At 34.6% G+C, this 23,657-nt stretch carries 19 protein-coding genes; 15 read left to right on the top strand and 4 right to left on the bottom strand.

Annotated elements, in window-relative coordinates:
* Window positions 1-216: 216 nt before the first annotated feature.
* The 7 genes from MKY04_RS16755 (at window position 217) to MKY04_RS16725 (ending at window position 7,862) form a co-directional block, all read left to right on the top strand.
* Complete coding sequence (locus tag MKY04_RS16755) at window positions 217-3,357, top strand: S-layer homology domain-containing protein (RefSeq protein ID WP_126294704.1); 3,141 nt, start codon at window positions 217-219, stop codon at window positions 3,355-3,357.
* Between the two features lie 197 nt (window positions 3,358-3,554).
* Window positions 3,555-4,769, top strand: coding sequence for an ISL3 family transposase (locus MKY04_RS16750; RefSeq protein WP_346234469.1), 1,215 nt, complete (start codon window positions 3,555-3,557; stop codon window positions 4,767-4,769).
* Between the two features lie 122 nt (window positions 4,770-4,891).
* Complete coding sequence (locus MKY04_RS16745) at window positions 4,892-5,284, top strand: MarR family winged helix-turn-helix transcriptional regulator (protein ID WP_126294703.1); 393 nt, start codon at window positions 4,892-4,894, stop codon at window positions 5,282-5,284.
* Complete coding sequence (locus MKY04_RS16740) at window positions 5,284-5,628, top strand: DUF3147 family protein (protein ID WP_126294702.1); 345 nt, start codon at window positions 5,284-5,286, stop codon at window positions 5,626-5,628. Before MKY04_RS16745 ends, MKY04_RS16740 begins: the two co-directional genes overlap by 1 nt.
* A gap of 97 nt (window positions 5,629-5,725) precedes the next feature.
* On the top strand, window positions 5,726-6,166 hold the full coding sequence (locus tag MKY04_RS16735) for a hypothetical protein (RefSeq protein ID WP_126294701.1): 441 nt from the start codon (window positions 5,726-5,728) through the stop codon (window positions 6,164-6,166).
* Between the two features lie 108 nt (window positions 6,167-6,274).
* Window positions 6,275-6,823, top strand: a complete 549-nt coding sequence (locus MKY04_RS16730) for a sigma-70 family RNA polymerase sigma factor (RefSeq protein WP_346234787.1) — start codon at window positions 6,275-6,277, stop codon at window positions 6,821-6,823.
* Complete coding sequence (locus MKY04_RS16725; protein WP_126294699.1) at window positions 6,798-7,862, top strand: DUF4179 domain-containing protein; 1,065 nt, start codon at window positions 6,798-6,800, stop codon at window positions 7,860-7,862. Before MKY04_RS16730 ends, MKY04_RS16725 begins: the two co-directional genes overlap by 26 nt.
* A 137-nt stretch (window positions 7,863-7,999) precedes the next feature.
* On the opposite strand, the gene MKY04_RS16720 is transcribed toward MKY04_RS16725, so the two are convergent.
* Window positions 8,000-9,076, bottom strand: coding sequence for a CdaR family transcriptional regulator (locus MKY04_RS16720; protein WP_126295196.1), 1,077 nt, complete (start codon window positions 9,074-9,076; stop codon window positions 8,000-8,002).
* Between the two features lie 215 nt (window positions 9,077-9,291).
* Between MKY04_RS16720 and MKY04_RS16715 the strand changes: the two genes are divergently transcribed.
* Entirely contained in the window at window positions 9,292-10,419 is a 1,128-nt protein-coding gene (locus MKY04_RS16715) for a glycerate kinase (RefSeq protein ID WP_126295197.1), read from the top strand.
* A 13-nt stretch (window positions 10,420-10,432) separates the two neighbouring features.
* Complete coding sequence (locus MKY04_RS16710; RefSeq protein WP_346234786.1) at window positions 10,433-11,779, top strand: GntP family permease; 1,347 nt, start codon at window positions 10,433-10,435, stop codon at window positions 11,777-11,779.
* 325 nt (window positions 11,780-12,104) lie between these two features.
* Here the strand turns inward: MKY04_RS16710 and MKY04_RS16705 are convergent, their stop codons facing one another.
* Window positions 12,105-12,596 carry a PaaI family thioesterase gene (locus tag MKY04_RS16705; RefSeq protein WP_346234785.1) on the bottom strand — a complete coding sequence of 164 codons (492 nt, stop codon included), beginning with the start codon at window positions 12,594-12,596 and terminating at the stop codon, window positions 12,105-12,107.
* A gap of 140 nt (window positions 12,597-12,736) precedes the next feature.
* Window positions 12,737-13,507 (bottom strand): sulfite exporter TauE/SafE family protein, encoded by a 771-nt coding sequence (locus MKY04_RS16700; protein ID WP_346234784.1) that lies wholly within the window; start codon window positions 13,505-13,507, stop codon window positions 12,737-12,739.
* 114 nt (window positions 13,508-13,621) lie between these two features.
* On the opposite strand from MKY04_RS16700, the gene MKY04_RS16695 reads away from it, so the two are divergent.
* The 3 genes from MKY04_RS16695 (at window position 13,622) to dpaL (ending at window position 17,386) form a co-directional block, all read left to right on the top strand.
* The gene (locus tag MKY04_RS16695; protein ID WP_346234783.1) at window positions 13,622-14,503 is read left to right on the top strand and encodes a LysR family transcriptional regulator; all 882 of its coding nucleotides are present in this window, start codon (window positions 13,622-13,624) and stop codon (window positions 14,501-14,503) included.
* A 472-nt stretch (window positions 14,504-14,975) separates the two neighbouring features.
* Entirely contained in the window at window positions 14,976-16,133 is a 1,158-nt protein-coding gene (locus MKY04_RS16690; protein WP_346234782.1) for a M20 aminoacylase family protein, read from the top strand.
* 56 nt (window positions 16,134-16,189) lie between these two features.
* Window positions 16,190-17,386 (top strand): diaminopropionate ammonia-lyase, encoded by a 1,197-nt coding sequence (dpaL, locus tag MKY04_RS16685; protein WP_346234781.1) that lies wholly within the window; start codon window positions 16,190-16,192, stop codon window positions 17,384-17,386.
* A 188-nt stretch (window positions 17,387-17,574) separates the two neighbouring features.
* On the opposite strand, the gene MKY04_RS16680 is transcribed toward dpaL, so the two are convergent.
* The gene (locus MKY04_RS16680; protein WP_346234780.1) at window positions 17,575-18,465 is read right to left on the bottom strand and encodes an AraC family transcriptional regulator; all 891 of its coding nucleotides are present in this window, start codon (window positions 18,463-18,465) and stop codon (window positions 17,575-17,577) included.
* A gap of 154 nt (window positions 18,466-18,619) precedes the next feature.
* Here MKY04_RS16680 and MKY04_RS16675 point away from each other — a divergent pair, with 154 nt between their 5' ends.
* The 3 genes from MKY04_RS16675 to MKY04_RS16665 all read left to right on the top strand — a co-directional run bounded on the left by MKY04_RS16675 (window position 18,620) and on the right by MKY04_RS16665 (window position 23,517).
* Window positions 18,620-19,870 carry a Zn-dependent hydrolase gene (locus tag MKY04_RS16675; RefSeq protein ID WP_346234779.1) on the top strand — a complete coding sequence of 417 codons (1,251 nt, stop codon included), beginning with the start codon at window positions 18,620-18,622 and terminating at the stop codon, window positions 19,868-19,870.
* Window positions 19,871-20,218: 348 nt separating this feature from the next.
* Complete coding sequence (locus MKY04_RS16670) at window positions 20,219-22,207, top strand: methyl-accepting chemotaxis protein (RefSeq protein ID WP_346234778.1); 1,989 nt, start codon at window positions 20,219-20,221, stop codon at window positions 22,205-22,207.
* A 239-nt stretch (window positions 22,208-22,446) separates the two neighbouring features.
* A complete protein-coding gene (locus MKY04_RS16665) occupies window positions 22,447-23,517 on the top strand; it encodes an S-layer homology domain-containing protein (protein WP_346234777.1) in 1,071 nt (356 codons plus the stop codon).
* The last annotated feature ends 140 nt before the right edge of the window (window positions 23,518-23,657 follow it).

Here is a 23,657-nt window from a genome sequence, read left to right as displayed (position 1 = left end):
ATATGTACAGTTTAGCTTGATTTCTAGCATTCTTTAAAACAATTTTTTAGAAAATAAAAATTTGGAAAGTATTGACGAAAACAAAAGGAATGCTATAATCATTCTTAATGATAATGATTATCAATATCAACTGAGAAGTCATACATAGAATAAGTGGTAATTAAATACGAATCGATAACATTATTAAATCTAGTAAATACAGGAGGAATTTCTCTAATGACTAACCAACCAAAAAAATACAAAAAATTCCTATCAACTGCGGCAACAGCTTCTTTAGTAGCGTCTGCGATTGTACCAGCTGTTTCGGCTGCATCAACATTTCCAGATGTTGATGCAGCAAACTCGCATGCCGAGAATATTAGCGCATTAGTTGAAGCTGGCATTATCAATGGGTACGAGGACGGAACTTTTAAACCAAACGCGGAATTAACTCGTGGTCAGGTTGTTAAAATGCTTGGTAAATGGGTCGAATCTCAAGGTTTCGAATTCCCAGCTGATTATAATACAGTTCAACGTTTCGATGATGTTGCTGTAGATGCAGTTGACCAAGAATTGGTGAAATATGCTGCACTAGTTAAAGATAACGGTATATTCATCGGCACTGACGGCAACTTAAACGCTGCAGACAGCATTACTCGTGAAAACATGGCTCTTACTTTTGACCGTGCCTACAAAGTGGTTTATGGCAAATCTTTAGTGGAATTAGCAGCAGGTTCGGAAAGCTTAACTGTTGCTGACTTGGCAGCAGCCAAGGAAGAAGCTCGTGGAGTAATTCAAGCTTTGCGTAACATTGGCATTTCTAACGTAGACAACTTTCAACCGAAAAAAACGGTGACTCGTGCACAATTTGCATCATTTTTAAATCGTACATTAAATGCTTCTGCTAAACCAGCTGCTGAAGTTACAATTAAATCATTAGCGGCAACTGCTGTAAGTCAATTAACAGTTGAATTTGACGGTGCAGTAACATCCGCAGACACTGCTAAATTTACAGTAACTCGTGGTACTACGGCGATTACAGTAGGCAAAGTTGAGTGGAACGAAGAAAAAACGAAAGCAGTTATAACAGTTGACCATAAATTCTCTGACGGAACTTATAGCTTAACAGTAAGTGGTGTTGCAAAAAAAGATTTAACTGCTTCAGTAACAACATCTCGTGAAGAGGTATCAGATATTCATTTTTTATCAAATAAATTAGTGTTTACTGGTAAAACAAAAGGTGATTATAACCAAGCAGTAATCGCTTTTGAAGCCTTAAACCAATACGGTGAAGATATAACAAAAAATATTAATGCTAACCGTTTTGTGGATGAACGAGTTCGTGGTATCGATGTTAACAAAGATGATATCACTGTTGAAAATGGAAAATTCATTGTATGGGTTGAAAAAGACGAAGATGATGATAAAACTGGTTCAGTAGAATTTACATATAAAAATGGTGACTTTGAGATTGATGTAAATCAAGATGTACAATTATCAGACATAAGTGAGCCGGGTTCAGTAGAATTATTAAGTATTTATAATTCAGGCAATAAAGAATTAACTACTAAAAACCTTAAAGACGCTGCTGGTCAAAATGCAGTAGAAGAATTTTACTTACTTTTCAATGTTAAAGATCAGTATGGAGTCGATATTGATGCTGAATTTGCAGATGATGTTAAATCTTCATCTTCAACAAGCGATACAACAATTTTAGATGAAGTACAAAGAGGAATTCGTGCAAGTGTATCAAATAAGGATATTTTCGATTTAGAAGACGAAGATAAAATCGAAGTTATGAATGTTGATGGAGAATACTATTTTGCATTGAAATTAGTAATTGATGACCCAGAAGATTTAGTTGGCGGAGAAAATATTGTAGAATTCCGTGCGAAGGCTACAGGTGAGATCACAAGTAAAACCTACACGGTTGAACACAGTTCTGAAGTATATGAGATTAAACTAAGTTCACCAGGTGAAGTGATTGCTGGTGATGAAACTGTAAAATTACCTGTTACTGCAACTGATCAAAATGGTGAGTTAATTACAGATATAAAAGCGTTGAATGAAGATTTAAAGGATGAAAAAATTATCATCGATTGGGATAGCGGTCTAACCAAATTATCAGGCAAGGCTTCAAGTGTGTTTACTTTTGTAAAAGAAAAAGAAAAAGTATATTTAAAATTTGAAACTGCTGATAATTTCACCGATGAAGCAGAAGATTACGATATTGATATCGAAGTAGATCAATCAGGGATTGAAAATACATTAACATTACTAGTGGAACCTAATGCACATCCAGCAAGAATCACAAGTGTGAAAAGTTTAGTTCATAATTATGTTTTATTAGGTGATTCAAGAGATGAAGAGTTAGTTCTGGAAGATCAATATGGTCGCGTTTTTAATAAAAAATCAGTAGGTACTGCTGAAAAGCCTGGTGGTGTGAACGGCTACCAATACTATGAAATAAGTGCAACTTCATCTAATAAAGACATTTTCACTGTTACGAATACATCACATAAATTCGTGGTAAAGTCTCATGAAGAAGGTAGTGCTACAATCCAATTTAAGTTAGTAGCTCGTGATGTTGAAGGGAATGTAATTGAAGATAAATTTGATGTTACCTTCCGTTCAATTGAAATGGAAGATTTCGATTCATTTAAAGTAAAGAGTGATAAACTTCTATACGGTGGAGATGAATTTGTCAAAGTCGATGATGCAGGAATCAAAGTAGTTGGCCTCATCGGAGATCGTGAAGTTGATATTCCAAACAGTAAATATAATATACATGCTGAAAGCGAATATTTAAGTACCGATGGCAAAAAAGTAACTGCAGATACTGCAACAATTGAAGCTGATGACATATTAGATAATGAAACGGATCAATATAAAGCTGATATTGTTGTTACAATCAACGACACAGGAGAGACGATTAGATATACTTTAACTCTTGCTCGTGAAGATGCAATCGCAAATAGTTTCAAGGTTAATGATACTAGTGGACTAACTAAAAAAACTTTAGAAGAGATAGAAATTGAATATAATGATGTTTCTGAAGATCTAATATTAACAGCTAGCGAAATCATTGAAGAGCTTGTTGAAGAAGGAACAATTGAAATAAAGGATCAGTATAATAATAAACCTATTTCAATTAATAATTCTACTGGCAAAGTAGAATTCTATGACGGAACTTCGGACTATATTAAACCGATTATTACTGATATTATTTCAGATAATGATAAAAATATCGTTTCTTCAAATGGTACTACTAGTATGACAATTAAGTTAGGTGAAGATGGACTTACTATAGGTGATTCATTCAATCTTACATTAACAATTGACGATAAAACTCAAACTATTAAAGTTTATATTAAATAATTCTTTCAAGTGAAGCTAGAGATTGAAAAAGCCGAATTTCTCGTTCTAATACGGAGAAATTCGGCTTTTATAGTACTTAAGATTAATGGCTCTATAATATTTGTTGGGGTTTGAAAAAATTTCATAAATAAAAAAGCACGTAATCACCGATTTCTATATACTTGAATTGTCGAGAAACAAGCAATGAAAGGTGATACGTGCAAATGAATTTTAACATGAATATTCCAGGATTAAAAGGTGTAACTGTTCATAAGGTGGAGGAGATGGGGGAACGTATTGTTCTACACGTTTCCATACCAAAAAAAGAACATCAATGTCCAGCATGCAAGAATATAACATCAAAAGTCCATGATTATCGAATTCAAAAAATTAATCATTTAAAATGGTTTGAACGATTAACCGTCCTTTTTTATAAACGTCGTCGTTATGTATGCCAATGTGGGAAACGTTTTTCAGAAAAATCCCCTTTCGTGGATAAATATCAACGTTTCTCGAAAGAATGGAATCAAGTTGTACGAATCCGTTCAATAAAGGCAAAAACATTTAAAGAAGCAGCTGAAGTACTTGGTACATCAAGCTCAACAGTGATTCGTCGCTTTAAAGAAGTAGTAAAGGAACAATTAAATGAAGGGGTTCATTTACCAAAATGTATCGCGATTGATGAATATAAAGCAGATACCGATGCGGGAACTTATCAATTAATTATTGCCAATGCGGAAACACATGAACCAATTGATATTTTACCAAATCGTAGAAAAGAAACCATTAAGGATTACTTGATGAAATACGGTGCAGATGTAGAAATTGTGGTTATGGACATGAATCCAAGCTTTAAAGCAGCAGTTAGGAAGGCGTTAAATCGCCCGATTATTATTGCGGATCGCTTTCATTATTGTCGTTATATTTACTGGGCACTAGATGAAGTACGTCGAAATGTTCAAAAAGAATGGCATGCATATGATCGAAAGAAATGTAAGAAAATGCGTCACGTACTATATAAACGATTTGATAAGTTAACAGAAACGAATCGTTGGTACTTAAATCGTTACATAGGAATGTCGAAGGAACTAAAGCAAGCCTATGAATTAAAAGAAGCTTACTGCGAATGGTTTGATTGGGCAAAAACTTCAAATGATTTGATAGAAATAAAAAAAAGATTAGAAGCCTTTTACCGAAAGGTAGAAGAAGCAAATATTCCGGCATTTTTAAAGGCTATTCAAACGCTAAAAAATTGGCAAGTTGAAATTTTAAATAGTTTAAGTTTTGGATATTCAAATGGTTTTTTAGAAGGAATTAATAATAAATCAAAAGTTTTGAAGCGCAATGCTTATGGTTTTAGAAGCTATGAACACTTTAAAGCGAAAATTTTATTAAATAATTTATATAAGAAAATTGGGGTTCATTTAGGATAATCGGGGTGCCGTGTAATATCACTTCACCCCAACATTTGACATAGAACCAGATTAATAAAAGCTTCAATTATATCGCATTATACGATATAATCTGTTACAACGATGTAATTGAGAGGTGCTATATGGAACTTAACACTTATTTTACGGATATTTATTATCATCTTCATCCAAAGCATGAACAGATGATTTCCCACCAAAGCGTACGGATTTTGCAAATAGTTCAAAAAGAACATTCCGTAACCGTTCGTTTTTTATCAGAAGCATTGGGGATTTCGCATAACACGGCATCAGAACATGTAAAAAAGCTCGTGAATCATGGCTGGATTATAAAACAGCGCTCAGAAGAGGATCAACGAAAAGTTTACTTGCAGTTAACTGAGGAAGGGTTACAAATCGTTAAGCAAAACACTGAATTAGATGAGCAAAAATTACAAGCAACATTGAATAAGCTAAGTGAAGAGGATCAACAGTTAATTTTACAAGCATTTCGGTTGTTGAGCGAGGCAGCGAAATAATGGTATGGATTAAACTTTTTACGTCAGCTGTCATCATTGCACTTGTAACTGAGTTTGCTAAAAAATTCCCTCTTTATGGCGGTATTATCGCAGCACTGCCGCTAATCAGCCTTCTCAGTATATTTTGGCTAACTATACAAGGTGAAACAATAAAGCAAATTCAAACTTTTACAATGGGAGTTATTATCGGGTTGCCGGCAACGATTATAATGTTGCTTGTCATATATGTGATGTTGAAAAACTCCTTTTCCTTCCTTATTGCATTTTTAGCAGGAGTTGCCTCTTGGGGATTCCTTTTAGCTATTCAAAAACTAATATTTGTAAAGTTTAATCTTCATTTATAGATTGTTTTTATTCTAATCAAGGAAAAATGCTCTTTTTGTAGAATGATATATATGAAGCAATTAATTTGGATTGGCTCATAAAGGGGAGTTGGTAACTTTGAAAAAAGTAGTATTGTTTTTCTTACTATTTATATTTATGTATTCATCGTCTGTTCAGGCTCTCAGCTGGGCATATGCATTTGTTGTATGGGATGGGAAAGTTTATAAAGTTACCGAAGAAAAACTCCTAGAAAGTGAAATAGGCGAGAGTATTGGGGAAGTAGAAACAAGACCGAATGATATGTCCGGAGATTACTATGGAAATGCTTCAAATAGTTATCCAAAAGGTACAAAGTATTTTAAAATTAATGACATACCAACTTCATCTGTAATTGCTGTTGAAGTAGAAGACGGTGTGTGGCAAAAGGCAGTATATATCCAAAAAGCGCCTTTTCATTGGAGGAATTTATTTACCAACGTTGTACCTATCATTATTTTAATCGTTATAATAATATGTTTATTGTTTCTTATAAAAGTGAAAAGGCGATCACAAAATTAAGTCTTTTTAAAAAACGGCTTCCAATAATGGATGCCGTTTTTTTTATTAAATTTGAATCATTTTGATGCACCAATTTCTCTAATAAGTAAGAAGAAAGGAGGGTGTGGATTGGAAAGAAAATTAAAGTTAGTAAAGCGTGCTAAGAAAGGAGATTTTGAAGCATTTCAAACATTGATCCACGAAGAAAAAGAAAAGATGTATAGAATGGCATATATGTATATGCGAAATGAAGACGATGCTCTCGAAGTGTTTCAAGAAAGTCTTTGTAAAGCCCTTACTTCGATTCATACACTGAGAAATAACGATTATTTTTCAACTTGGGTAATGAAAATTTTAATTAATTCAGCGATAGCAGCATTAAAGAAGAAGCAAAAGTTAGTTTCACTAAGTAATGAAGCTCTTGAATATATAGGAACTACTGAGCATTCCCAAAATGAAGAACAGCTTGATCTTCTTCAGGCTATGGATGAAATTGAGGAGAAATACAAAACGGTCTTGCTGCTGCGTTTTTACGAGGATTATACAGTTAAGCAAATAGCTGCATTTCTTAACTGTCCTGAAGGTACGGTAAAAACGAATATTCGGCGCGGATTAGAAGTACTAAGGTCAAAGTTGAAGGGGGTATATTTTGATGACAGACAAAATTCGGTTGTTTAAAGAAGAGATTGATAGTATCCAAGTTCCAGTTGATAAATTGGATGAAATCATATTAAAAACGGTTCAAACAAATAAGCAGAAAAGAAGAAGGTCTTTCCGAAAGAAAGCTGCTTATTGCGCTAGTGCTGCTATTGTTGGGTTTGGTTTGCTAATGAGTTCAGCATCTTTTTCTCCTGCTATGGCGAATATTGTTTCAAAGATTCCGATTATAGGAACAGTATTTAGTGAGTCTGGGGAGCCAGGGTTAGAGCATGTAAATGAGCAAGGTTTAACAAATGTAGTAGGTGCGACAAAGAGTATTGGCGGAATGTCTATTACACTCGACGAAGTCTTTTATGACGAGACACGTTTAACGATAGGATTTTCAATGACATCTGACAATCCGATTGAGGAATTTTATTTATCCTCTGGACCTAACATCACTATAAATGGAAAAGGATTTTCAAATGCTAGTACTTATCGGGAGACGGAAATATCACCAAACTATCGAACTGGCATTATTAACATAGATTCAATTGATGATTTACCTGAGGAATTTACACTTGGAGTTACTTTTATAAGTAAAGACGGCAAGCAGTGGGATTTTTCGACTCCAGTCAATGTAAAAGCAAATGTTCAATCTGTTGCCATTAATCATTCCCAGGAAGTTGAAGGAATTGAACTTGCTGTTACAGATTTAAAAATAGGTCCAACTGGGTTTCAATTTACTTTTAGTGCAAGTTCAGATGCAGAAAAAAATTACTTGTCTAATGGATATTTAGATTTTGAAGTAATCGATGATAAAGGAAAAGAACTATTGTCTTATTCAGGTAGCAGCAAAATTCAAACAATCAATGGAAAGGAACAAATGACGGGTACACGATTATTTGATTCAGTTACAGCTGATGTTAAGACATTAACAGTTATTCCGTATTTTAAATTCCATCAGGGAGGAAGTAGTGTGGAAATCGATGCTGCAGGCAAAGAAGTAATAACTGAACTCCCCCCTTTTAAAGATACGGATTTTGTATTTGAAGACTTTGTTGTCACTCTTCCTTAAATAAGGGTTAAAAACATAAATGGAAATAACCGCCTAATAAATTGGCGGTTATTTTGTTTTCAATAGCCATGGATTTAAATTAGTAGACCTTTGTATTCCTTACGACTATGCTATTTTTTTAGTAAGGATAGTTTACTTTACTTCTGCTTACTAAGCATTAGAGCCAGTTTTAATACAAATGCATCTTCAAAATTTTGTGGCTGGTACCCAGTTAATTCATAAATTTTGTTTAATCGATAAGTAAGGGTGTGTCGATGTATACCTAATTTATCAGCGCATATATTTAATTGAAGATTACTTTCAAAAAACGCTTCTAAAGTACTAATCATTTTTTCAGTTAATCCATTTAATATTCTCGTTAAAAATTTATTAACATCATAACTAGTTCTATTTTTTAATAGAGTATAAATCTCTACCTCTTCAAAAAATGTGACATGTTGATTTTTAGTTGAAAAGGCGAGAGCTGATTTTGCGCCATTAAATGCATGTGACATTTCCATTAAAGAATGAACTACAGGACTGACACCAATATAAATCTCTAGTTTTTTTCGAAGCTTTGAAATTTGGTTGATAATATTTTCCGAGTTATTAACAGAACTTCCACATAACAACACGTAATATTCATTTAAATCAAGCTGACCAAATAGGGCAGGTTGTTTATATAAAATATTTTCAATATTAAGAGATAGAGTATTAATAGCTTCGTATCCCGCTTGTCTTATTAACAAAATTTGAAATGGTTCCTTCATTGAAAAAGGAAGTTTGTGAATACGTTCATTAATTTCACTTTGAATTGGTTCATTTTCTATTAATGCTTTGAAAATAAAATCGCCATTTTTCCGTTGCCATTCGCTTTCACTTTCAGTTAGCACTTGGTGTACGATCATTTCTGTAGTTAATTGCACTAAATTTGAAATTTCCTGCAAATCTTTTGGATTACCTGTTATCCCAATGACACCAAGAATCTTATCATGATATTTTATTGGCATGTTGATGCCTGGTTTACAATTTTGAAATTGTTTAGTAAGCTCCTCATCTATTAAAAGTGGCATTCCTGTTTTGGCAACTTGTATCGCACCTTCATGAATAGAATCAATTCGCTCCTTATCCCCTGAAGCTAAAATAACTCCCTCTGGACTAATGACATTAATATTATGATGCAGTCTTGTCATCGTTTGATGCACAATTTCTTCCGCTAATTTAATTGATAGCATTTTATACACCCCGTATAAAAATAAAACTGTACTAATACAGATAAATTGTACACCCATTATAATGCTTTATTCTACTATCTGTCACTATAATTATTGTAAGCGCTTTAACTTAAAATCTTTAACTTCAACGATTTTTCGAGGAAGTTCGATGAAATTTGAAATCACTTGTTGATTTCAAATACATCTTGGGCATTTGAGGAGAAAGGGGAGAGAGGATGAAAGTTGTAATAAGTCCAGACTCTTTTAAAGGTACATTAACAGCATTGGAAGCTGCCGAGTCAATTGAACAAGGAATAAAACTAGCAAACCCAGAAGTAGAGACGATTTTGCTGCCTGTCGCGGATGGCGGCGAGGGGACGATGGAGGCATTGGTCTTAGCAACAAACGGGCGTTTTGAAAAAACGAGAGTACTTGATCCTCTTGGGCGGGAAATCGAAGCCTCTTTTGGTGTACTTGGCAATCAATCAACTTGTGTCATAGAGATGGCTTCAGCTTCAGGTATAACACTGTTGCATAACAATGAGAAAAATCCGAGAATTGCCTCAAGTTTTGGCACTGGGCAACTAATCAAATCTGCATTAGATCAAGGGTTTAGAGATTTTATTATTTGTATCGGTGGTAGTGCAACAAATGATGCTGGAGTTGGAATGTTAAGAGCTTTGGGATTGCGTTTATTAGATGAATATGGACGTGATGTACAAAAATCTATTGATGGACTATATGAAGTGAAAAAGCTTGATTTTACGAATTGGGATAGAAGATTGAAAGATTCAGCAGTTGCTATTGCATGCGATGTAAATAATCCATTAATTGGTGAACATGGGGCAACGGCGATTTTTGGTCCACAAAAAGGCGTAAAAGTAGATGAAATTGACTATTTTGACCAGGCGCTAACTAATTGGGCAAATGTCGTTGAACAAGAATTTGGCATCCGCTTACATGACTATCCCGGTGCTGGGGCAGCAGGCGGTATGGGCAGTGCATTAATTGCTTTTCTTCAAGGACAATTCCATCAGGGAATTCATCTTGTTCTAGAAGTAATGAACTACAGCGAAAAAATACAGGGTGCTCATTACATTGTTACGGGTGAAGGCAAATCTGATGTGCAAACGCTGCATGGGAAGGCACCAATAGGAGTTTTACACTGTGCAAAGCGATTTAATATTCCAACAATTTTGCTTTCGGGTTTTATTGAAAATCAAGAAAAACAAATGTTAGCCGAGCATTTCCATCAAGTTGTGTCGGTAGTAAATGAGTCTATTTCAACTGATATGGCAATGATGGAAGCTTCTAAATATTTATCGCAAAGGGCATATGAAACTTTTAATAAAATTTTAGATTAAGGGGGAGAAGGAAATGTTATTTGTCATTATTTTAATTGGGGTGTTATTTGTTGTATTTGCTACTGCAAAATTAAAATTACATCCATTTTTAGCATTAATTATAAGTTCATTCTTTGTAGGTATTGCCAGTGGAATGCCATTATTAGATGTAGTAACAAATATTAATACTGGTTTCGGTAGTTTAATGACGAGCATTGGTATTGTTATTGTTGCAGGAACAATGATTGGAGTTATTTTAGAGCGTTCTGGTGCAGCCTACCGTATGGCAGAGGTTGTGCTGCGAATTGTAGGTCCGAAGCGTCCGCAATTAGCAATGTCGATTATCGGTTATATCGTATCAATTCCAGTATTTTGTGATTCAGGATTCATTATTTTATCAAGTTTACAAAAATCTTTAGCAAAACGTGCGAAGGTTACAATTGCATCAATGGGTGTGGCGCTAGCAACTGGTTTATATGCAACGCACGTCCTAGTTCCGCCGACTCCAGGGCCAATTGCTGCGGCTGGGAATATTGGTGCAACAGATTACTTAGGGACAGTTATTTTAGTCGGTTTAATTGTGGCGATTCCTGCAGTATTTGTAGGGTATTTATGGGCTGTAAAAGTCGCTTCAAAAATTCAAGTTCCATTGGATCAAGAAGAAGCGTTAGATTACGAAGAAGTAATTAAATCCTTTGGCGAAATGCCATCAACATTTAAATCATTTTTCCCCATAATACTGCCAATTGTGTTAATCGGTATTGGTTCTATTGCAGCATTGGTTGGTGATCCGGAATCTACGTTTAATATGATTTTACGCTTTTTAGGAAGTCCAATTGTTGCATTACTTTTAGGGGTATTTGCGGCATTCCCACTACTTCCAAAGTTAAATGAAGAAACGTTGACTGGCTGGATTGGGGATAGTTTAAAGGATGCAGCTCCAATTTTATTAATTACTGCTGCAGGTGGTTCATTCGGTACTATTATTAAAGAAACAGGTGTAGGCGACTTATTACAACAGATGGATCTTGGTTCTTTAGCAACTGGCTCTTTATTCTTGCTTGTTCCATTTATCATCGCAGCAGCACTTAAAACAGCACAAGGTTCTTCTACAACAGCGCTTGTTATTACATCTACTCTTGTAGCGCCAATGCTGGTAACTGCTGGTATCGAAGGGGCATTCCCATTAGCATTAGTTGTAATGGCAATCGGTGCAGGGGCAATGACTGTTTCACACGTGAACGACAGCTTCTTCTGGGTTGTTACTCAATATAGTGGCATGGAAGTAACGCAGGCCTATAAAGCACAAACAATGGCTACCCTTTTACAAGGTGTAACAACGATTGTATTTACAATTATTTTATGGATGATATTTGTATAATAATCAAGGCATACTTGCACACATATAAGTGCGAGTATGCTTTTTTGTTATCAATTCAAATAAATACGGATAAGTGTAGATTTAATATTTGAAACAAGGAAAGATAATTTACCTTTAATCAGTCTTTTATCAAAGTATAAGAAAAGAAACTACTTTTAAAGTTTTTATTTCATAAAATTTTAAAAGTATCATACTCACCAAATTTCTATTAAAATAATGGCAGTGTTAAGAAAAGGGGTATAATGATTGACTGAAAGAAAGGTAGACCACTTCCCAATATCCCGAGTTCCCGTTAAAAGAGGGGTTAGGAAAATAGTGGGGTGCGCTAATCATTCTTTTTTTGAAAAGTACTCGGCATTGCAACGAGAACTACTATACCTCGAGCACAAAGGGTATTATGGGCATAAACTTCTGTATCAACCTTCCATCTTTTCGGATGTATTTCTTCAACAGTCCCAACAGCTTTTAATGTTACTTGTTGGGGAGTTGGTTTTAGGAATTCTACATTAAGACTTGCAGTTACAAAACGGGGAGGTACTGACCCATCACCGATTTCATTGCCATTTTTACGATGTAAAGCAAGTGCAGCAGATCCTGATCCATGACAATCAATTATAGATGCGATTAAGCCACCATATATAAATCCTGGAATACCCATGTATTTTGATTCAGGTGTAAAGAACGTAACTGTCTTGTCTCCTTGCCAACCAGTTCGAAGTTGATGACCATCTTTATTCAATCGCCCACAGCCAAAACACCAAGCAAAGTCATCTGGATAAACATCTTGAATTGCCTTTTCTAATACGAAATCTTCCATTCTTCTTCCTCCTTGATAATGCAGTTTATAGATTTATATTATGGTTTCTAAGCTAGCATTCGATTAAGTATAATTTACTATATTCTTCCTTTCGCGATATATTCTGAATACTCCATCGATTTTAAAGATTTTGTGATGAACTAAGAAGATAATAAATCCGCGACAACTTGAACAATTAATAATAAAAAGATAGTTGGAAGCAAAAATTGAATCCATTTTCCTTTCAAATACGGGATGATTTTTAGTCCGATATGCGAGCCGACGATTGAACCTACTGTGACCGGAATGGCAAAGCCCCAATCCACTATGCCATAAAAGAAATAAAATAAAAATGCGCTTATACAACTTGCAAACATCATAAAGCGGGTTAATTCAGCAGCTTTTAAATAGCTAAATTGTTTTTTCAAAAAGTAGGTAATATTTAAAAGTGCTGATCCTGGTCCAAATCCTCCATCATATATCCCGATAAAAAATGGAGCTATCAAAGTAGTTCGTTGTTCGCCGTCTTGTTCCTCGGTGTCTTGTTGTTCACTGACAAGCCCTTTTTTATTACCTTTTAATACTACGAAAAACATAGCAATTAACACGATACAAGCAATAATATTCATCATCTGTTCCGATAATCTGGTTGCGAAAAATGCACCGCTTATTCCTCCAAATGCAGCGACGAACATGAGTGGGAGCATTTTTTTAAGTCGAACTTTCTTTTTTAAAATAAGTACAAGAACCGTCGATAATGAAGATACGCCAGTGGCAAATTTATTGACGGCAACTGTCGCATGAATCGGAATGCCAACTAATAGCAGGGCAGGTAGTAATACAAATCCTGCAGCTCCGAACATAACCCCAATAATAGCAGCAAGAATACCAATTCCGAATAATAAAAGACCATCCATTGATAGCCATTCCAATAGCAAGTTTTCCAGACAAATCACCTCTCTTTCTCAAAATACTGCTATACTATTCATAAAACAAATATATAAATTTTGTTTATTCATAAAATAAAGTTATGAATGGGTGAAGAAATGAATTTACACACGTTACGTATTTTTACGAATGTTGCAAAGCTAGGGAGTATAACTGAAGCGGCGAACTTCCTATATATTAGTCAACCTGCTGTTACAGCTCAAATTCGTAAATTAGAGCGAGAGCTAGGGGTCAAATTAATCAGTAGTAAGGGAAGAGGGATACAGCTTACATCTGAAGGAGAATTTCTTTATGAGCAAGGATTACGCCTGTTTCATTTAGAACAACAGATCGATGAAAAATTTAAAACATTTCTGGAAAAGAAGGAGAAAGTCGAAATTGCTTCGTCCTATATTTCAACGAATTATATCTTACCTCCAATAATTGCGGGTTATAAGCTAGAAAATCCAAATGTCGATATATATGTATCACTAGGGAATGTACAGTCTGTTGAACGTCGCGTCCTTAATTATGAAGTTGATTTTGGCTTTGTTGTACAAAGCAATATTGGTCATGAAGATTTACACTTTGAAAAAATTACCGATGTTCCATTTTGGTTTGTTGTACATCCAACCCACCCATTAGCAAATAAAAAGATATCGATTTTTGATTTAAGTGAACATGATTTTATTTACAGGGAACAAGGCAGTTCGACGCTTGATTTGTTAAAGGCGATATTTTATACCCATAATTGCCCATTACCGAAATTCGGTATACAAATGCAAGGCGTACTAGAATCGATTAAGGTTGTTGAGGCAGGTTACGGAATTGCCCTCGCGCCAGCTTGCAGCGTAAGTGAAACATTAGCTCAAGGAAAGCTAGCTAGAGTCTTTGTGGAGCAAGCAGAGATTAATCAAAGTTTGTTTATTTGTACGAGGAAGGTGGATGAGAGTGAACATCCGTTCATTCACTATTTGAAAATGCATTTAATCGAGTCATAGGTAACGCAACCTTCTCCTTTTATGCAGTCATTAAGTTGGAAAATAATAAAATATTGATATCTTAATTTAATGGCATGGATCTTCTATTTAAAAATTCCATGTCTTTTCTTTTACTCAACAATCTAAACACAATCTTGCAACTAAAATCGTAGTATATAATTTTCATTTCTCAAGTCTATTTACATACTTTAAAGCCTTTACTAATAGGGCATTGTAAGATAAATGTTTCTATTAACCTTTCTCCCCTAAAAAATACCTCAATATATTTATAAAATTAAATATCAATTTTATATATCCGGAACTAACTAAATATTAAAATGTCGGAAAGGGAAGGAGGAAAAAGCCACTAAATTTTTTAAAAGTCATTAGTTAAATAATGGTGTGGATGAACCAGGATGGAATAAGTCTTTCTTCTATTGATAAAGTAACAGCTCGGAAATAATCTTAAAATTTAAAAAAGTGAGGGGAAATAATGGGGAATCCTGATTTTAAAAAACAACTACTAGAATGGCGACATTATTTGCATAAATACCCTGAAACTGCTTTCGAGGAAAAGAAAACATCGGCTTATATTGCACTAGAACTTAAAAAGATGGGACTGCAGGTTCATGAAAATATTGGTGGTACGGGTATTGTGGCTAGCCTTACTGTTGGGGATGGAAAAGGAGTAATCGGATTACGAGCTGATATGGATGCATTAAATTTAAATGAAATTAAAGAGCTTTCGTATCGTTCACAACACCCTGGAAAAATGCATGCTTGTGGCCACGACGGACATATGACAACTTTATTGGGAGCTGCGAAACTTCTTTCTACTCGAAAAAACTTTAATGGTACTGTCCGATTCATTTTTCAACCTGCTGAAGAAATCGGTAAAGGTGCTCAAGCAATGCTAGACGACAAGTTATTTGAACGTTTTCCTGTAGATGAAATTTACGGTTTGCACAATATGCCGGGATTACCTGTTGGTACAGTACACACTCGATCAGGTCCTATCATGGCTAGTGAGGATAACTTTGTAATTCGTATTAAAGGAAAAGGAGCACACTCATCAAGTCCAAATATGGGTGTTGATCCTTTAGTAATTGCAGCGGAGATTATCCTTGCTCTTCAAACAATAGTTGCAAGAAATCTTGATCCAATTCATACAGCAGTAGTGTCATGCACAGAAATACACTCCGATGGCATTCGAAATGCTATACCTTCAAATGTTGAAATTAAAGGAGATACAAGGAGCTTTATACCAGAAGTCCAAAAACTACTCGAAGAAAGAATGAGAAAGTTAAGCGAAGGAATTTGCACTATGTACGGTGCAGAATGTGAGTTTGAATATACTCATGAATTCTCCCCTACTATAAATTGGGAAAAATGCAGCAAAATAGCCATAGAAGCTGCAAATAATATAGTCGGGAAAGAAAATACAAATAGTGATTGTCCACCGTTAATGGCTTCTGAGGATTTTGGCAATTTCACCGAAAAAATTCCAGGTTGTTTTGTATTCCTCGGCAGTAAAGGTGAGAATGAGGAAATCATTCCGTTGCATAATGCGCTCTATGATTATAACGACGATGTATTAGAGACAGGAGCGGAGTTTTTTGCAGAAATTGTTAAAATTCGCCTTCCTGAATAATATTAGATTTATTTTTTAGCAACAAACTTTTAATTATGCAAAAAGAGGTGAATTAAGTGAAATTAGTTAAATTTGATAATCGAAAAAGGGAAATAAAATCTGATATAAAATTTTTAAATATGGAGGAAGCAAAAAGGGTTTATGCTTTTCATAAAAGTTTCCCACAATATAAACCTACACCATTAGCTAAATTAGATAATCTAGCTAAAGAATTAAATATTAGTAAGGTTTTTGTAAAGGATGAATCATATCGATTTGGTCTAAATGCATTTAAAGCATTAGGTGGCTCTTATGCTATTGGGCACTATCTAGCAGAAAGATTAAATATAAATCTAGCAGACTTAACTTATGATAAGCTTGTTTCACCTGAAGTTAGAGAAACATTAGGAGAACTAACATTTATCACGGCAACAGATGGTAATCATGGTAGAGGTGTCGCATGGACAGCAAAACAATTGAAACAAAAATCAGTTGTTTACATGCCCAAAGGTTCGTCCGAGGAAAGATTGAATCATATTAAATCTGAAGGTGCAGAGGCTTCCATCACAGATATTAACTATGATGATGCAGTTCGCTTAGCAGCTGAGCATGCAGATAAAAATAATTGGGTATTAGTACAAGACACTGCATGGGAAAATTACGAAGAAATCCCAAAGAGAATTATGCAGGGATATATAACGATGGTGTTAGAAGCTTATGAACAGCTAAAAGAGTTGGACGAAAAGCCCACTCATATATTTATTCAAGCTGGTGTTGGTTCACTTGCGGCTACAGTTCAAGGCTTTTTTGCAAATGTTTATGGTGAGGATCGTCCAATTACAGTTGTTGTAGAACCAGAAAAAGCTAATTGTATATTTAAAACAGCTGAAGCAAATGACGGAAAGTTGCATTACGTAAAAGGCGATATGGATACAATTATGGCTGGTCTGGCATGTGGTGAACCAAGTACATTGGGATGGGAAATTTTAAGTGATTATGCTGACGCATTCCTTTCATGTTCAGACAACATTGCTGCACAAGGTATGAGAATTTTAGCAGCACCAATTAAAGATGATCCGAAAGTAATTTCAGGAGAATCAGGAGCTGTTGGAGTAGGAGCTGTGAGTGAAATCTTAAGAAGGAGTAAATACTCAAGTTTAAAAGAACAGTTAAATATTAATTCAGATTCGAAAATTTTATTTTTTAGTACTGAAGGAGATACTGACGCTGACCATTTTAAGAAAGTTGTATGGGATGGAGCGTACCCAATTTAAATTATCATTGAAATAAAAGGTTTAAGTTCAATGAATACAGAACTTAAACCTTTTTACCTTAAATTAGATCTTCATAATTTCCTGGTCTTAAATATTGGATTATTGCTTAAGATTCCATTAAAGGTACGAGGATTTTCCGCGAAATACAGATTAGCATCTTTTATGGATATCTAGTGATAAATACTAGGTTAGACATTATGGATTTTATTTTTTTTGTATGCTAAGGGAGTCATGTTCATAGAATCTCTGAATGCTTTAATAAAATAGCTTGTACTATTAAAACCAACCTGATAAGCAACTTCGGTGATATTACAATCATCTTGCTGCAGGAGAGATAGGCTTTTTTGAATCCGATAATCGATTACATAGTTTAAGGGTGTACATTTTAAAAAACGTTTGAAATATCGACAGCATTCAGAACGACTCAACTGACCAGCCCTTGCAATATCCTCTAATAAAATTTTTTCTGCATAATGCTCATGTATCCAACTTAGCATTTGTTTCATTCTTTGACTCTTTACTATTTCTGTCTGAACATATTCTAGATTAAAACCATTATCGATTAAGTTTTTCCAAATTAACGCTAGTTGAATGGTTATATCAATTTCATAGTATTGGGATTTTTGCTCAATTAATTGATAGATTTTTAAAATTGCATCTAAAATGTTTTTCGCCCAGATTTCATTTGCATCTAAATATAAGTAAGGTAAATTGGTCGCTTGAATATAAGGTTTTACATATGTAGTGTAGAGTTCTTGGGATACCACGAAAGAAGGAGAAATATTTAAGCAAATATAGACGCAACCCGACTGCTCTTTATCCTGTGCCATGTGTAGACATCCACTATTAATAAAAAGCCCATCACCCTCTTTAACCAAAATCCAATCTTCATTAACTTGAAAAATTGCTTCCCCTTTTACTATTAACACAAATTGAATTTCATCATGCCAATGAAGTGGAATATGGCCGTTTATATTTTGATTAATGGTAGTTTGATAACAAGCAATGGGCATAACAACTGTCTGATGTTTTGTTAGCTCTTTAAAATTTTCATCAATCATAAAACTTTTCATTTGCATGTTAAAACCTCAATATTTTTATATTTTTACATCCAATAATAGTATTTTTATTAGAAATATTCAATTAATATGACATTATAATTATATTTAATCAAAGTTGATTTATTGTTATCCTATTTGTTTCTAATCAACTTATCGTAAGGGGGAAGTGAACATGACAGTTACTAATTTAAAACAATCAATCAACTCCGAACGCCTGCTTAAACGCCTTCAAGATCTTGGTCGAATTGGTCTTGACAATGACAACAAGCGAACAAGGTTGGCTGCTTCAGATGCAGATAAGGCTGGACGCGACCAATTAATTGTTTGGATGAAAGAAGATGGCTTGGAAGTTGAAATTGATAGAATCGGTAATATTTTTGGAATTTGGTATAGTACTGAAAATAGAAATGAAGAACCAATTTTGTTAGGTTCGCACATAGACACAGTAATTAACGCGGGTATGTATGACGGATGCTATGGAGTCCTTTCTGGGCTTGAAGTGATATACACTTTGCAGAAGAAAGGTGTTAAGCCATCTCGTCCAATTGCAGTTGCAGCATTTACCAATGAGGAGGGAGTTCGCTATCAGCCCGACATGATGGGATCCCTCGTGTATGCTGGCGGCCTTTCAGTAGAGGATGCACTTAAAACAGTAGGTTCAGATGGAACACTATTGGGCGAGGAACTTGAGCGTATTGGATATGCTGGTACGAAGGAGCCTGGTTTTTTAAAACCATACGCATACATTGAGCTTCATATCGAACAAGGTCCAATTCTTGATAAGGAGGGAATTTCAATTGGAGCAGTTGAGAACCTTCAAGGTATTTCTTGGCAGCGTATTACGATTGAAGGTGTTGCAAACCACGCTGGTACTACACCAATCGGTATGCGACGTGATGCAGGACTCGCCGCTGCACGGGTAATCACATATTTACGAGATCGGGCGAACGATTCAAATGGGCAAACTGTTGCAACAGTTGGAACGATTAGTTTTAAGCCAAATGCAGTGAATGTCGTTCCATCTTTAGCGACATTCACTGTTGATTTACGCAATCCAAACGAACAGAGATTACAAGAAGAAGAACAAGCACTTGCAAACTACCTTAAAGAACTAGCAGCATCTGAAGAAGTATCAATTTCATCTGAACAATTAGCTCGCTTTTCCCCAGTTTCTTTCGATGAAAACATCGTTAAACTGATAGAGCAAGCTGCTAGTAAACTCAAGCTCCACTCAAAAAGAATGACATCTGGCGCGGGACACGATGCTCAAATGATTGCTCGTATGTGCCCCTCAGCCATGATTTTCGTGCCAAGTATAGAAGGAATTAGTCATAATCCGAAGGAGGCTACAAATGATTCCGACTTGATAGCTGGAGCCAATGTATTGCTGGATGTAGTAAATAATCTTGCAGGTAACAAGTAAATCACCATTGATATAAAATAAATGAGATAGCAATTATGTTTATTTAAGTATAATTTCTAGATATTCCAAAATAATATTCCAAAATTGGGCACTTTCCTAGAGAACAAGGAAAGTGTTTTTTTATTGTCAAATTATTTTCATTCGTATTTTGGGTATATGGCTTCCCCCTCACCTCGAATTTATAAGACTTTTGAAATGGATATTTTTTACTAAAAAACAAACACACTTCAATAAATTGATAATTCTAAATACTTATGAAAATGTAAAAGAATCATATTTTAGGACGATAATATTAGGGACTTCAAAAATATCTTATTTTATATATTTATTACAATTGGAGGGGAAATTATGAAAAAAAGAGAAAAAGGTAAAATTAATTTTGGATTAAAAAAGAAACTTATCCTTTCTTTTTTAGTTATCTTATTAATCCCTTGTATAGTCATTAGTGCTTCATCATACCAAAGTGCTAAAAATAAGATTGATGATCAAATGGAGGGAATGATAAATGAAAATGTTTCGATTGTCAATCAGTCCATTACACAATTTATTTCTGGACAAATGGAGAATATTGACTATTTATCAAATGCAATTTCGGCTGGAGAAATTGAGAACGACTCCAATGCTGAAATAAGAAAGTTACTTGATACGATTCAATCATCGAAACCAGATGTTGAACAAACTTATGTTGGGACAGAAACAGGACAGTTTATGAATTCACCAACATCTTTTAAAAATCCACCAGAATATGATCCTCGTGAGCGTCCTTGGTATAAAGAAGCAAAGAGTAATGCAGGAAAAGTTATAGTTACAGATCCGTATGTGTCTCAATCATCAAATCAAGTAGTTGTTACATTAGCCAAGGCAACAGCTGATGGACAAGGAGTTGTTGCTGTTAATCTGAAATTGGGAAATATCTCTGAGATGATGAGTGAAATTAAAATTGGTGAAAATGGTTATCTATTTTTAATGGATGATACTGGGAAATATATTAGTCACCCCGAAAATGAGGCAGGTACTGAAGGAAGCGAGAAATATAAAAATACTTTACTTTCTGCAGAATCTCAAACATTAAATATTAAAGACGATAACGAAAATGATGTGAAATTATCCTACATCACCAATGAACTTACTGGTTGGAAAATAGGAGGGGTCATGCATCAAGAGGAAGTGGATCATGCTGTTGCTCCTATTTTTTATACAACGATTATTGTCATTGTTCTTTCCTTGGTGATTGGTGGGGTAATTATATTCTATATAATTAGATCGATTACAAAACCTATTCAAGTTCTTGTTGATTCTGCAAATAGCATGAGCCAAGGTGATTTAAGTACACCAATCAAATTAGTAAATAACGATGAGCTAGGAATATTAGCAAATACATTTAATCAATTAAGAGAGAATCTTGGTTTAATTATTTCTGAAGTGCGTGAAAAATCGAATAATTTAGCTGCATCTTCTGAGGAGCTAACTGCAAGTACGGAACAAAATACTTCAGCGACAGAACAAATTTCTTCCTCTATTCAAGAAATGTCTGCTGGTGTAGAGTTGCAAGCACAAGGAATTGAAGAAAGTTCTAAAATGGCAAAAAATATGTCATTAACAATTCAAGAGATTGCTGAAAGTTCAAATGAAGTTTCAAACACTGCGATTGAAGCCAAAGAAGTGGTTGAAAGAGGAAGTCAAGCAATAGAAGTAACTGTTGGACAAATGAACTTCATCAAACATACCGTGAATGAAATCGCAAATAGTATTAAAGTTTTAGGAAATCATTCACAGCAAATTAGTCAAATTGTAGATGTTATTACTGCTGTAGCAGAGCAAACAAATTTACTTGCTTTAAACGCTGCAATCGAAGCAGCTAGAGCAGGTGAACATGGAAAAGGCTTTGCAGTTGTAGCAGAGGAAGTAAGAAAGCTAGCTGAACAATCGGCACAATCGACTGAACAGATCCGTGAAATGATTGAAGCAATTCAACTGGAAACATCTAATGCAATTAGCTCTATGGAAAAAGGTAATGATGAAGTAGAGAAAGGGATTGAGGTTGTTAATAACGCAGGAGATTCCTTTACTGCTATTACACATTCAGTTAATACAATTAAAGAGCAAATTATTCAAGTTACTTCGAATATCAAACAAATATCTTCAGGTACCGAGCATTTTGTTAATACATTCAATAATATTAAAGAGATATCAGATAATACTTCTGCAGAGACACAAAATGTATCGGCATCGACAGAACAACAGCTTGCTTCAATGGAGGAAATTAGAGCTTCCGCTGCCTCTCTATCACAAATGGCTGAAGAATTACAGGATGTTGTACAAAGATTTAAGTTATAAAATTATGAGTGGGCTGGCCCAAATGTGAATGATTAATTCACTTTGGGTCAGCCCTTAACTATTAGCATATCTTTTTAATTATCGTTTTATAGGTATTATGTCGTATTTGAGAATTCTTTATCTATTATTAAATTATTAGTTATTAATGGTAATAATTGTTCATTTTAATTAGAATTGTAAATTTATATCGATATTGGAAGCGCTCATTTAGTAAACTAAATTCGAAAGGGGTTTAACTGATGAAAAAAATGATATTAGCAGGAACATTAACAGTTTCATTATTAACAACAGGATTTTCATTTAATGCACAAGCACAGGAGAATTTAGCGGCTCCAACTACTCTTGCTGACCAAAATTTATTTGCAGCAACAAGTGAAAATCAACAACAAATACGTTCTTACGAAGATCTTTATAAAATGATGCTTATTTCAAAGTTAGCATTCGCAGAGGATGATTTGACAATCTCCGCTAATAAAAACAACAATAGTTTTACTTTAAAAGTGTCACTAGAAATGATTAAAAAATCATATGATGAAGATCAAAACCTTTATTACGAAGGTAAAGAAGCATTCTATCAATATTATGAAGAATTAAAAAAGACATTTGGTGATTCTATTCAAGTAAAATTTATTAAATCTGGTGATTCATTCAAAGCAGAAATATATGCTGAAGGAAAATGGCATCAGGTTACTAATGAGGAAGTTCAAGGCGTTATTATGTTAATGAACCGTACAGACTTTGATTTAAAATCAGGTGGTTATTTTAAAGATAGCATTGGGCACTGGGCAGAAAGCTATATTCAGTTCCTATATCAGATGGGAATTGTTAATGGCACAACAGATACAACATTTAATCCTAACGGTCAAGTAACTCGCGGACAATTAGCTGGAATGATTTTCCGTGCTACTGGTTTAGATAAAGATGCAGATTATGAAGGTCCAGCAACATATACAGATCTTCAAAATTTCTGGGGTGCAAAGGAAGTTGCTATTCTACAAGATTATGGATTAATTGATATCTTTGATGGCAGCAAATTTGAGCCGAATAAACCTGTTACTCGTGAGGAAATGGCATATGTAACTGCTAGTTTGTTAGTTGCACAAGGGTTAGATCCTGAAGTAGTTGGGATGACTAATACATTTACTGACCAAAATCAAATGCGCGAAGAAACAATTAAGCCAATTGGTTTATTACAACAGTTGGAGCTTATTGGTGGAGAAAATGGAAAGTTCAATCCTAAAGGGAATTTAACACGTGCACAATTCTCTAAAATTATGACACTATCATTATTTGTAATAACTGAAGAATAAGGTGTATGTTGTGAAAGGGACTATTCAGAAAGTATTTCTGGATAGCCCCTCTTTTTGTATGAAGCGACTTCTGTTGTAAACAATCTTTTTACTTGTAAATTAATAGTGATAAAATTATAGAAAATCTAAAAATAAAGTAA

Source organism: Lysinibacillus telephonicus, assembly GCF_039654155.1.
Taxonomy (GTDB): domain Bacteria; phylum Bacillota; class Bacilli; order Bacillales_A; family Planococcaceae; genus Ureibacillus; species Ureibacillus telephonicus.
The sequence above is the reverse complement of the archived record's forward strand: the minus strand, read 5'-3'. Positions and strand labels throughout refer to the sequence as shown.